Source organism: Pedobacter sp. GR22-6 (assembly GCF_037402555.1).
GTDB lineage: Bacteria > Bacteroidota > Bacteroidia > Sphingobacteriales > Sphingobacteriaceae > Pedobacter.
Window position 1 is genome coordinate 472,105 of sequence record NZ_JBBEUC010000001.1, and the last position, 12,885, is coordinate 484,989.

Here is a 12,885-nt window from a genome sequence, read left to right on the forward strand (position 1 = left end):
TAGTTTTCGAGGTAAGTTTTAGGGTGTAGTTTCTTTGCATGACGGTCGGACAGTCTTTAAAGGTTCTTAAGATTCCGATCTCATTAGCGTCTGCGCCAGGGAAGGAGGAGATGATCGCCGCTCCATGTACGCCGTCATGTAGGAATGATTGACCGAGGAAACTTCGCAAGGATTCTTTGAACTCCTGTTCTTTTCCGGGGAGGATTTTGCGGGTAATTGCAACGTGTATAGCCATAAAGTTGAATTGCTTACTAATTTAATGAACTAAAGATGCTTTGCAAATTGATATTCTCAGAAATCTATACCTCAGGTACTTGTTGTAGTCATATGGAATCATTTGAAATACAATTGTTAGAAGACCGCTTTAAAATTGAACCTTTGGAAAACGGTTTGTACCGGATCATGGAAGAGGAAGATAAAGTGGGCGTGATCTTCCCGGAGCCTGATGGTGACGCAGTGAAGTGGGCTACACAGGATGAACTGGAGGCTGGATAGTTTAGGGAAATAAATATCTCTCCAGCTGTTTGTAGAGATCTTCGCCATGGCTGGGACGTCTCGCGGTTTCAGGTACCAGTTGCCCATTCCTGTCAAAGATAAAATAACTGGGGTACAAGCCTTGCTTGCTTTTATCCGGCTGCAATTCCTCCCAGAACTTTTGCATCTCCGTTCTGTTTTTACGCAAATGCAAGCCAGTCATCTGATTCACGCTGATGAATTCCTTCCAATGACCGTCTTTATCATCCTCATCCATATCCAAATACAAAAAGACCACACCCTTGTCTTTAAACCGGCTCTTCAACTGTGGATTGAACCCCAATTCATAACGGCATGGCGCACACCAGGTACCCCAGATTTCGAGGCAAACAACCTTACCCTTATACCGCTTTATGACCTCATGAATTGAGCTGACCTTCCTGTAATCTTCCAGGATCTGAATAGCACTATTGTTCCGGTTAGCGTTCAGACGATGCTCCAGTTCAGCCATCCTGTCTTCCAGGTCCCTCCGGTATTTACTCTTAGGGTAAACTGTCTTGAATTCTTTTATCAGCGGCCTCATCATGGAAAGGTCTTTGGCCAGGTGCAATCTTGCGATGTCCCGGGCCAGCATAGCCTCTGCAACCCTCGGATCAAATTCAGATTTGACCGCAAGCCAGTTCAGATAAGACCTTCCCTTTTTCGAAACCAGGGTATTGGAACTGTCAATGGATACTCCATAATACTTCATGGGCCTTTTGGTATTGCTGCCATTTTCCAGGAAGTCCTTATAGGATGCAGCCTCCAGGTAACTGAGGTAAGTATCCGCAAAGTCATAGTACAAAGGCCCGGCAGGAAAAATATCAGGCTTCACCGATACTTCTCGGTAAACATGCATGAGGTAAGTCATTAGATCCGTCCGGTTTAGTTGCAGATCCCTGCGGGCAAAATAACTCAGCTGCGCAATCGCGTTAGCTTTAATTTCTTGCGAGAGCAGAAGTTTATCGTCAACAGACATCCCTGGAGTTGCTGCTATGGCAGACAGCTGCCTGTTACGAAGTCTCAGCCAGGGCTTGATCACCTGATCCTCAAGGCTGTCCAGGGCGGTACTTTTCAGTCCGGTAATGAAATCAGGCGTCCTGAAATGGGGAATTTTCAGTAGATCCAGGTCTTGGAGTTGCGCATTTTCAGCGGCGGCGGTTCCTGAAAAATGTGGCATGTTATCGGAGGAAAACTGTATCCAGAGATTTTTGCCTGGACTAAGAAGCAGGAAGTACTTTTTGCCTTGATGATTCAGCGTTGCCAACTTTTTTTCTTCGAGCCCCAGGTCAAGTTCAAAGCCTCCGTTTGGTTTAGCCAGAATCAGGATGTCCTGATCGGCCGGCAACCCGTAGTCAAGCGGAATGTTTAGCCTCAGTGTATCATCGACGAGGACTGGCATTTGTCCGCTCAGGCGGAACTGCGCAGCGCAATCAAATACGGAAATAAACAGGATCAAAAAGGAAACTAACTTTTTCATGTGCTGGAAGAATTAACAAATTTGAATTGTTGCAAGAATAATCAAGTCTATAACAGCGAAGTAACAAATGTGATGAATAGCCTGATAAATGTGATGAACTGTACATGATTAGCATTTTCTAAATAAAAACTTTTATCAGGAAAATAACGAATCGAAACTTACAGCATGGATTTTGATAAAGAAAAAAGAATGTTAAAGTAAGACAACTCTTAATGCAAATAAAAACTATAGGCTTAAAAACAGGTTGTTTAATTTTAATTGGGCTTGGTATAACGCTGTATATCGCTTTGTCATTTAGCCGAATTCTCGTTCCATTGTTTCCAATTATTGTTGGGCTCCTGGTTTGGTACACCACCAAAACCCAGCGCAAATTGATTAAAACAGCGACAACACCCATTTACGAGATTGCCGGGGGCTGGATTAAAATACAGGGAACAGTAAGTGCGTCTAAAACTTTCGTAACACCTCATTTCAAGCAGGAATGTATTGCTTATACTTATAGAAAAGCAGATATTAGCTACGATAGTGAAGACAATACCGAGCGTGAGAACAGCGTAACTACAGAAGAAGAGTTTCAGGATTTTTATTTAACCAACCCAACAGGTAAAATAAAGGTGATTCTCCATAAAATTAACCTTGCCCTTTTGTCAGCCAAAACAGATACTTTACACAGCATCAAATATGCGGTAGATGACATTCGCTATACCGAAAGAACCCTGAAAAATGGAGATTTGATAAGCGTTTTGGGTTATGCCAATAAAAACAGCAACCATCAGTTTGAATTAAGCGAACAGGACAACCAGCCATTGCTTATTGCTACGCCCGATTTTGAAGATAAAACGAAGAAATCCTTCAAAGTATTTAAGTACCTCATACCTTATTTTATTTTAATGTACCTCGCCGTGAACTATTTTTTATTTTTTGCGCCAGTTAAACAGCAGATTGAGAAAAGTACGGCATTCGTTCTTTTTATCTTTTTTGGAATGCCGATTTTGGGTATTCTATTCTCAGTCATTGGCACTAAAATTAATGGTTTCGGTAAGGTTGTTTTGTCTGGCATCGGCGGAACTTGTTTTGTTACTTCGCTATTGAGTTTTCCCTTGTTGTGTCTTTTGTTTATGACAGATACCGATTATTATCTCATTGAACGTGTTTGGGCCAGTATATTACTTTGCACAACATTGGCATTTACAATACACTACCGAAAAATAGAAGGGGCTTTTGATCAGGACTAGCGAATTGTAGTCAACTATAAAATCAGATGTGCGTTATGCAGATTTGATCATAGTCTGCTAACAAATCGTTAACAGCACAGCCTTAGCTTTGCAGTATAAATATTTGGTTAGTATTTATACGTTTAGGTTTAGTTGATATAAAAAGCCATGATGGATGTCAGGGCTTTTTTGTTTAGTAACCTAATATACAAAGCAATTTGCTTATTATTGCCTGTTTATGTAAAGATAACATTTTGGTAATCTGTGCTTAACTAATCCAGCGTTCAGATCTGTCACTGAAAATCGTCCTGAAGTTACACTCCACCATCTTGGCTACACATTGAGCCGGACTGGCTACACTTATTTTCTTACCACTTCCGACATTTGAGGTGTAAAACTTCAGGTATGGAAAATTTAATAAAAGGAAAAGTTGTAGTGATCACAGGTGCGAGTAGCGGTATTGGTGAGGCAACCGCAGAAATGCTGGCAACAAGAGGTGCAAAAGTAGTTCTGGCCGCTCGCAGAACGGAGCGGTTAAAGCTTGTGGCAGCTCGTATTGAGAAAGCCGGTGGCAATGTAGTTTACATGGAAGTGGATGTTGTCAAACGGGGTGATTTGCTTGCGCTGGCCGAATTCGCATTGGATAAGTTTGGCAGACTGGACGTGATGATCAACAATGCGGGCATTAGTCAGCTGTTAAAGATGGAAGAACTTGATGTAGAGGGCTGGGAACAGATGATCGACGTGAATTTAAAAGGTACGCTTTACGGGATAGCAGCTGCATTGCCCATCTTTATCAGCCAAGGTTCCGGCCATTTCATTAATGTCATTTCTACGGCAGGTATCAGCATCGTCCCAACCATGGGAGTTTATGCAGGAACCAAGAATGCTGTGCGAACCATCGGTGAAGCATTACGCCAGGAATCTGCCGGGCGATGGCGCGTTACGGGCATTTCTCCCGGTTATGTGAATACAGAATTTGCCAGCAACATCAAAAACGAGCAGATCAGAACTACTATTCAGGCACAGGCAGACCAAATGGCTATTCCCGCCGGAGCGATTGCCAGTGCGATTGTTTATGCTATAGCGCAACCTGGCAATGTTGATGTTGGAGACATTGTTATCCGTCCGACTGTTCAGGGCTGACCTACTTTTTGTAGCTTAGAGTTGATTTACAAAGATGAAGATGGAAAGCCGAACTATATTGTCCTTTGATAACATCACAGACCTCATGCGCCGGCTTGGGCTGAAAGCGCCGACGCACCCGCTGATTACACTGGTCAATTATGACGAGCAGGAGGTCAATCTCGCAGATGCAGGAAGCTGGTTCCTGCTCGACTTCTATAAAGTATCATTCAAAAATGATTTCATAGGCAACATACCTTACGGTCCGGGAAGTTATGATTTTAAAGAAGGGGGACTCGCTTTCCTCGCTCCCCATCAGCTAGTTGAAATGTCAGCCGATCCTGAAGGTTTTACCGGGTATGTCCTATATTTTCATCCTGATCTTTTCAGCCAATATCCCATGGCGAAACGCATACAACAATTTGGATTCTTTTCCTATACGGTATCGGAGGCGCTCTTTTTGTCTGAGCAGGAGAAGGAAGTGATCGCCTCTGTTTTTAAAGCGATAGCGACCGAATTAAACAACTATATCGACAGGTTCAGCCAGGATGTGCTCGTCTCACAGATCGAACTTTTGCTAAACCATAGCAATCGGTTTTATAACCGGCAGTTTCTAACGAGAAGGCAACAACATCATGATCTGATTGACCGGATGAGCGCCAGGCTATCACTGTATTTCGACTCCGGAAATTCGTTGAATAATGGCCTGCCATCTCCACATGATCTGGCTGCACAATTGGAAGTATCTCAACGGTATTTATCGGATATGCTAAAATCACTTACAGGAAAAACCACCCAGCAACATATCCACCTTTTTCTTATTGAAAAGGCTAAAGTTTTGTTAAGTAATCCTATGCTGACAACTGCTGAAGTAGCTTATCAATTGGGTTTCGAGCACCCGCAGTCATTTAATAAGCTGTTCAAACAAAAGACAAGTTTATCTCCGGTAGCCTTTCGAAAGCGCATACATCCCAATTAACAGAACTACCTTCATAGTTATATGGGCTGTCTTCATGCTTTATATCGTCTTTAAAACATTGAATTTGTACCGGTAGCTCAACATGACATAACGCCTGAGTATCTGTTGCTCATTGGTAATAATCGCATTCAGGTTTCCATACCTGCTCACAGAAATATTTTGATTCAGCAGGTCATATACCGATAATTTCACCTCTCCGCGATCTTTCTTTTGTGTGAGCAAAGAAAGGGCAATATTCACGATGTGCGAACTCTTCGGAAAGCCGGGCGCAATTTGAGAATTGTACCTGAAATAGTAGTTAGGCTCCAGGACAATTCGTTTTGGAAACCTGAAAGTACCCGTAGCACCAAGGTAATGGGTCTGGTTGACGATGTCGGAGAAGCTTTTATTGTCATAACCCAATTTATACCGGTTAAAGCTGTAATAGGCATTGATCATGACCGCCGATTTGTAGTTCATATTGAAATCCTGATTAAACGTAACGGAGGCTGATTTTTGCCGGGCTTCAGCATTGTTCAGATAAACAATATAATTCTGGAAATATCCGCTTACACCAGTTCCCAGTCCAAGCTGCCAGTCTTTTGTTTTTTTAAACTGCTTCCGAAGGTAAAAACCGGCATTGGCATTATTGCTCCCATCCTTATTGATCACAGTAGCATTTGTGAAACCGTTGGTGTCAATAACAGTACGTTGTACAAAACTATTGTTATAAAAGGTGAAATTGACATAACCATTTATGCTTAACATCCGGGCATTGATGTGCTTATAAAAATTACCTCGTAAATTCCTGACCCTGCTTGCCTTTAACCGGGGATTACCCAAAAAGGTATATTGGGCAGAGGTTTGCCGCTCCAGAGGTTGCATGTGATAAAGTGAAGGCAGGTCTATCCACTCACTGTAATTTATCGAGAAACCATCGTAATCGATTGCCAATGAAGGTAACCAGACCGCAAAACGCTGGCGCAAGTCAGGTGCAGCAGCATCAAACTTGTTGTGCACATCCTGGATTTCCAGATCTATTGCCAGTCTAAGCCTCAGTTTGTTCGTGATCTGGTAGTTCAACAAAGGTTTGATGTTCTGGAAAAAACCGGTTCGCACAAACCCATTGCTTTGGTTGCTGACGAACTGATCATAAGCCGCTGTACCCGCGTTCTTGTCGTAAGTATACACAGGTTCTGACCAGTAATAATACCTGCTGTTTGTAAAGAACTCCGCTGTAAGCTTTTTGGTCAGTGGCAAGTTATACATCATGGACAATCCAGTCCATTTGGTTTTGCTCCCTGAGTGAACATACCTGTCAAATAGTGAAGAAGGGATATCCTGGGAAAAGGAATTCAACTGGTTAAAATTATAACTGTCATTACCCCCGCCATTTAGGGTCACTAAATTATTAATCGTGAGCGATCTCCCTTTTTTAAAACGATGGTAAAAATTCAGGTTATGCGAGAAATTGTCGCTATAAGACTTAGTCTTGTAGCTGCCCTCGGTTTCAGTTAAATTGTTCAGATCATTATACTGGTTCAAAAAACTGGTTTGATTGTACCTGGCCGGAGAGAATGAAAGGTTGGGCCGGTAGCGCAGGGTCGTATTGGTATCCGGCTTCCATTCCAGGAGGCCACCAATAGAATGCGTGGTGGAATTGTTGCGGGACTGGTCTGTTCGCAAAGAATTAAGTACCGCACTGTTTGGTAACGATTGTTCATTCAAATTCTTCGTCCGGTTGGTTTTAATCGTATTGCCATAAAAATAGGCCAGGTTTAGCTTTAATTCTTTACCATAGTCATTGTTTAAGTTCAGTCCGCCCGACTTCACATTCGTAAGTCCGCCCGATTGGTTTCCGCCAAAATTCCCGCCATCGATCTGCTCAGTACCTGAGCGGTTAAAGCCACCCATGCCATACAGCTCATCTTCGCTAAACCCTGTACTGTTTAAATTATTGGCGTTGGCCATGACACTCACTTGCAGGGTATCCCGGAAATTGCTGACGATGCCACTGGTCGCGTAACGCTCCCTGGTTCCGACTCCGGCACTAAACCTTCCAATTGTACTTTTCTTTACCGCACTTTTTAGCTTCAGGTTGATGACGTTCTGAAGGTCGATTTCATTGACTTTCCGATCAGGATCATTCTCCCTGTCGAGATAAACCTGTATCTTATCAATCAGCTCGGCATCCAGATTTTTGAGGGCAACAAGCTGATTGGTGCCAAAAAATTCCTTACCATCAATCAATATCCTACTGGTGCCCCGCCCGTTGACCAATACCCCTCCGTTCTGATTCACCTGTACGCCTGGTAGCAGTCGAAGCAATTCTTCTACCGCAGCATTGGGCCGGGTTTTAAAGGCTTCTGCGCTAAATTCAATGGTGTCCTTTTTAACCGTCACCGGAGACCTTGCCCCGTTGATTACCACCTCTTCTAAACTTCTGCCCTTCAATTCAATAGTGCCAAAATCAAGCAGGCCCGGTTTCAATTCCAAGTCTTTACGGAAGGTGTTGAAGCCAACATAAGTTACGATAAGCTTCAATGATCTGGCTATTGGCAACCGGGAAAGGAGAAAGGTACCATCATCTTTTGTGACCGTATAGGAGACCAGCGAGGTATCACCGGCATTCACCACAGCAACGGTAGAAAGGCCCAGGGGCTTTTTGCTGAGTGAATCGGTGATTTTCCCTTTGATGGAGGCTGTATTTTGAGCAAGGGTAATTGTAAATGTGGTACAGCAAAGCAATACCAATAAGTAAAATTTTTTCATTAGAGCGGAGCACGTTGTTTGGTTAGCAAGTTATACTAAATTACTGAATAATTGATAATTTGCCTTCCTAAGAGCCCATATTCTCCAATCCCTTCTATAACCACCTTATATCTCCCAGGCCTACCAGACTGACGCTTTCCTTCGCTTCCAGCTAGACTGTAATGGTCTTAAACCGCCTTTTCTGTAGACAAATGTTTCAAAAGGTAATCTTTCTACTAACCCAATTCCGGAGCGCTATTAAGAAAAATCATCTGTTTCCATTAATATCAGTAGGCTGAAAAAGAATAATTATCCTTCAAAGTGGTGAAAAAAGAATAATTATCTGATTTATTCATTAATTAAATTAATTTATCTTTTAATGTGCAATTTGCAGGATAAAATAACTTTATTTAATTAATGAAAGTGATCACAACAGAAGATTCAATAATAACCGAAAAGAAATTTACGGAAGACACAGGGAATACTGCCAGGACTGGTTTTGCATTCACACTAAAGAGTATCTATTTCAACGAAAACTACATCCCGTCCAACAGTACGCGTACAACAACAAATTTTGCCAACTTGGCAAGGGGAGAAAGTCGTCAGGAAAATCTGCGCAACACCATTGATATGATCAACAATCGTTTTAACACCTTAGCGAGCTGGGATAATCCCAATAACGATCGCTATTCGGTTGAACTGGAAATTGTTTCTGTTGACATAGATATTGATGGCAGTGGTACAACATTTCCTTCAATCGAAATCTTAAAAACGCACATCATCGATCATAAAATGGGCAAACGCATCGAAGGGATTGTCGGAAACAACTTTTCATCTTACGTACGCGATTATGATTTTAGCGTATTGCTTTTAGCGCATAATAAGGGCAAGGATCATTTTAGCATTCCTGATAATTTTGGTGACCTGCACGGCAATATATTTAAGCATTTTGTAAATTCAGAATGCTACAAGAAGCACTTTACAAAAGCGCCTGTTATATGTTTGAGCGTATCAGACAATAAAACGTACCATCGTACGGGAAACCACCACCCGGTATTAGGCTTTGAATATGCACCCGACAGTTCTTCTTTAACAGAGCAATATTTCAAAAAAATGGGCCTGCAGGTACGTTATTTTATGCCGCCAAATAGCATTGCACCTTTGACGTTTTTTCACTTTGGCGACCTACTTGCCGATTATACAAATCTCGAACTAATCAGTACCATTAGTACGATGGAAACGTTCCAGAAGATCTATAGACCTGAAATCTATAATGCAAATTCTGCTGCGGGGCTGTCATATAAGCCCAGGTTGAAAAATCAGGACCATTCCTTGACAAAAATTGTCTACAACCGGGAAGAACGCAGCCAGCTGGCAATTGAGCAGGGTAAATTTGCAGAAGAGCATTTTATTAAACCTTACAAAAGTATCCTCGACCAGTGGTCTGCCAATTTCACGCTTTAATTGATACAAACACACATTAAAATTATTCTATAATGAAAAAATTACTATTGCCAACCTCAATTGTTGGAAGTTTGCCCAAACCTTCCTGGCTGGCACCACCCGAAAAACTATGGTCACCCTGGACATTGGAGGGCGATCAGTTGTTTGAAGGGAAACAAGATGCTTTGCGCATTGCTTTGCAGGAACAGCAGTTGGCGGGTGTGGACATCATCAGTGATGGTGAGCAGACACGCCAGCATTTCGTAACCACTTTCATCGAGCACCTCAGTGGCGTAGATTTTGAAAATCGTAAAATCGTAAAAATCCGTGACCGTTATGAGGCGAGTGTCCCTATGGTTGTAGGTGAGGTTGCACGTCAAAAAGCAGTTTTTGTGGATGATGCCAAATTTTTACGTAAACAGGCTGATAAACCTATAAAATGGGCTTTACCAGGACCGATGACAATGATAGATACGTTATACGATGACCATTACAAAAGCCGGGAAAAATTGGCCTGGGAGTTCGCGAAATTACTCAATGAAGAAGCAAGGGAACTACAGGATGCGGGGGTAGATATTATCCAGTTTGATGAACCTGCTTTCAACGTGTTCTTTGATGAGGTCAACGATTGGGGAATGGCAGCATTGGAAAGGGCAATTGAAGGTCTGACCTGCGAAACTGCGGTACATATTTGCTATGGTTATGGAATAAAGGCTAATAATGACTGGAAGAAGACACTTGGTTCAGAGTGGCGTCAATACGAAGAAATTTTCCCTAAAATTCAAAAATCCAATATTGGTATGGTGTCCCTCGAATGCCATAATTCAAATGTGCCTTTAGATTTAATAGAACTTGTCCGCGGGAAAAAAGTGATGGTGGGTGCAATTGACGTTGCAACCAACACTATCGAAACCCCCGAGGAAGTAGCTGATACCCTGCGCAAAACCCTTGAGTTTGTAGCTGTCGAAAATCTTTACCCGAGTACAAATTGTGGCATGGCCCCCCTGTCCCGAAACGTCGCAAGAGGAAAACTAAGTGCTTTGAGCGCAGGGGCAGAAATAATACGCAAAGAATTTGCGAACTAGTTTCAATAGATCTCCATGGCTTACAGTTTTAAGAAAAATTCCAAATTATACGCCTTTTCGTCGAGCCATACGCTGGGCGATGATGCTGGCGGCAATCAATTGCAGTGCATGGTAAAGCATGAGCGGCAACAATACGATGCCGGTGATGGTACTGTGCTGAAAGAGCACTTTCGACATGACCGTTCCGTGTACCAACGACTTTTTAGACCCACAAAATAGGACAGTAATTCGATCTTCATCTGAAAAGCCAAAGAAGCGACTGAGTAGTCCGACACAAAAGAATACAGCAAAAAATAAAGCCATCATCCCTGCGGCCAGTCCGGCAAGTTCAAGGGCGGTAAAGCCTTCAAAAAGATGTTCTGAGAATGACTTGCAAAAAGACGTATAAATGATAGTGAGGATGATGGCTTGATCGAAATATTTGAGGTGTTTTTTATGTTTTTCGGCAATGGTGCCAAAGCGCGGGTTGAGGCTGATGCCGATGATGACAGGCAACAAGACCTGAAGGGTCAACTTTATGACGATATCAGTGACATTAAAATCGCCTGTTGCAGAAGCGATGAACAGCCCAACCCAGAGCGGCGTAACTATTACTCCGATCAAACTGGAAATGCTTGCATTGAAAATGGCTGCGGGTATGTTGCCCTTGGCGATGGAAACCATGACCACCGAAGAGGAAACTGTGGACGGTAAAGCCGCCAGAAAGAATACACCCAACCAAAGCAGTTCGAAGTCAGTGCCGACTAACAAGGGGCGGAATGCCAGAACGATGAGGGGGAAAAACAAAAAGGTTGTCAACTGAACGATAATGTGCATTTTCCAGTTGGCAAGCCCGGCTTTCAACTTCCCGGCACTCAACCGCAGCCCATAAAATAAGAAAATAAACGACACGCCTACATTGGCAATCTGCTCCAGCGAAACAGGTTCTTTGATCATACCTGGCTGCGGGAAAAAATAGGCCAGCAGGATCATAATGCCTATCATTAGCAGGAAACTATCGAAACCTGCTTTACTTAATAATGCTAATAACTTCTTCAATGTGTTCTTAATAAATTTCTTTGTTGTGGCAAAATAAAAAAAATATCGATGCAGAATTCTATCCGTTCCATAGTGGATAATCAATATAACCCTGTTTCCCGCCCCCGTACATTGTTGCCCTGTCCGGCTCACAGAGCGCGACATTTTTTTCAAACCGTTCAGCCAGGTCGGGGTTTGCAATGTATAGCTTGCCAAAGGAAATAAGCTTTGCAATGCCCTTTTTGAGTTCTGCTTCAGCGGAATCCTTATCATAGCCTGCATTGGCAATAACCGTCTGGTTAATCTTACTGCCAAAGAATTCAATCTCGTTGTTAATGGAATCATCTCCAGACGAAGGAGGGTAGGGGCTTCGCCTCATGAGTTCCACATAGGCAAAGTCAAGTTTGTTCAGTTCTTCAATCAGGTGCGTATAGGTTCCGGCAGGGTCATCCAGTACCATATCGCCATAGGTATGAAAAGGGGATATTTTAATCCCCACCTTTTCACTTCCCACCGCACTGATCAATTCCTGAATTACCTCCAGTACAAAACGGGTCCTGTTGGGGATGCTGCCGCCATAACCATCTGTCCTTTGGTTGGCACTTTCAGCCAGGAACTGATTGGGCAGATAGCCATTGGCAGCGTGAAGCTGAACCCCGTCGAACCCTGCCGATATGGCATTTTTTGCGGCCTGGCCATAGTCCCTTATGGTCTGCTCAATCTCCGGGATTGTCATTTCCCTGGGGATCTCGTAGTCCTTCAGGCCTTGGGAGGTAAAATGTTTCATTCCCCTTACAGGCAAGGGTGATGGTGCAATAGGGAGCCTGCCGTTCCTGTCCACAGAATGCCCCAGGCGACCGGTGTGCCAAAGCTGGGCGATAATTACACCGCCGCTATCGTGTACTGCCGTTGTTACTTTTTTCCATGCTTCTATCTGTCGGGGACTGAAAATACCTGGGGTGAGCGGACTTCCAGTTGCTTCTTCACTAATCCTGATGGCTTCGGTAAATAGCAGGCCTGCGCCCGTTCTTTGGGCATAATAGGATATTGTCATATCACCTACCAGGCCATCTCTGTCTGCGCGGCCCCTGGTCATCGCTGCCATGGCCATGCTGTTTCTTAGTTTGACATTACCTAGCTGCGATTTTTCTAAAAGTTTCATATGGCTATTTTTCAAAATTGTTACTATCGGTCAAAGACTGGCAGGTCAACCTCATTTAGAAACTTTTCTGCCGTCATTCAGAAGCCATTGCTTCCTTACAGTTGCATGAAAATAAATGATTCAGTCTTTTAACTGGT

At 43.1% G+C, this 12,885-nt stretch carries 10 protein-coding genes; 6 read left to right on the forward strand and 4 right to left on the reverse strand.

Annotated features, from left to right (window positions below):
• Nucleotides 1-327: 327 nt before the first annotated feature.
• A complete protein-coding gene (locus tag WAE59_RS02120) occupies nucleotides 328-495 on the forward strand; it encodes a hypothetical protein (protein WP_337854272.1) in 168 nt (55 codons plus the stop codon).
• Between the two features lies 1 nt (nucleotide 496).
• On the opposite strand, the gene WAE59_RS02125 is transcribed toward WAE59_RS02120, so the two are convergent.
• Entirely contained in the window at nucleotides 497-1,993 is a 1,497-nt protein-coding gene (locus WAE59_RS02125) for a TlpA family protein disulfide reductase (protein ID WP_337854273.1), read from the reverse strand.
• A 371-nt stretch (nucleotides 1,994-2,364) separates the two neighbouring features.
• Here WAE59_RS02125 and WAE59_RS02130 point away from each other — a divergent pair, with 371 nt between their 5' ends.
• From WAE59_RS02130 to WAE59_RS02140, 3 genes are all read left to right on the forward strand, one after another.
• The gene (locus tag WAE59_RS02130; protein WP_337854274.1) at nucleotides 2,365-3,228 is read left to right on the forward strand and encodes a hypothetical protein; all 864 of its coding nucleotides are present in this window, start codon (nucleotides 2,365-2,367) and stop codon (nucleotides 3,226-3,228) included.
• A gap of 384 nt (nucleotides 3,229-3,612) precedes the next feature.
• Entirely contained in the window at nucleotides 3,613-4,353 is a 741-nt protein-coding gene (locus WAE59_RS02135; protein WP_337854275.1) for an SDR family oxidoreductase, read from the forward strand.
• 40 nt (nucleotides 4,354-4,393) lie between these two features.
• A complete protein-coding gene (locus tag WAE59_RS02140) occupies nucleotides 4,394-5,311 on the forward strand; it encodes a helix-turn-helix domain-containing protein (RefSeq protein ID WP_337854276.1) in 918 nt (305 codons plus the stop codon).
• 39 nt (nucleotides 5,312-5,350) lie between these two features.
• Here the strand turns inward: WAE59_RS02140 and WAE59_RS02145 are convergent, their stop codons facing one another.
• On the reverse strand, nucleotides 5,351-8,062 hold the full coding sequence (locus tag WAE59_RS02145) for a TonB-dependent receptor (RefSeq protein WP_337854277.1): 2,712 nt from the start codon (nucleotides 8,060-8,062) through the stop codon (nucleotides 5,351-5,353).
• A 396-nt stretch (nucleotides 8,063-8,458) separates the two neighbouring features.
• Here WAE59_RS02145 and WAE59_RS02150 point away from each other — a divergent pair, with 396 nt between their 5' ends.
• Both WAE59_RS02150 and WAE59_RS02155 read left to right on the forward strand, forming a co-directional pair.
• On the forward strand, nucleotides 8,459-9,505 hold the full coding sequence (locus WAE59_RS02150; protein ID WP_337854278.1) for a DUF1852 domain-containing protein: 1,047 nt from the start codon (nucleotides 8,459-8,461) through the stop codon (nucleotides 9,503-9,505).
• 32 nt (nucleotides 9,506-9,537) lie between these two features.
• Nucleotides 9,538-10,569 (forward strand): methionine synthase, encoded by a 1,032-nt coding sequence (locus tag WAE59_RS02155; protein WP_337854279.1) that lies wholly within the window; start codon nucleotides 9,538-9,540, stop codon nucleotides 10,567-10,569.
• Between the two features lie 45 nt (nucleotides 10,570-10,614).
• Here the strand turns inward: WAE59_RS02155 and WAE59_RS02160 are convergent, their stop codons facing one another.
• Together WAE59_RS02160 and WAE59_RS02165 are read right to left on the reverse strand one after the other, a co-directional pair.
• On the reverse strand, nucleotides 10,615-11,607 hold the full coding sequence (locus WAE59_RS02160) for a bile acid:sodium symporter family protein (protein ID WP_337854280.1): 993 nt from the start codon (nucleotides 11,605-11,607) through the stop codon (nucleotides 10,615-10,617).
• Nucleotides 11,608-11,665: 58 nt separating this feature from the next.
• Nucleotides 11,666-12,748, reverse strand: coding sequence for an alkene reductase (locus WAE59_RS02165; RefSeq protein ID WP_337854281.1), 1,083 nt, complete (start codon nucleotides 12,746-12,748; stop codon nucleotides 11,666-11,668).
• Nucleotides 12,749-12,885 lie beyond the last annotated feature (137 nt).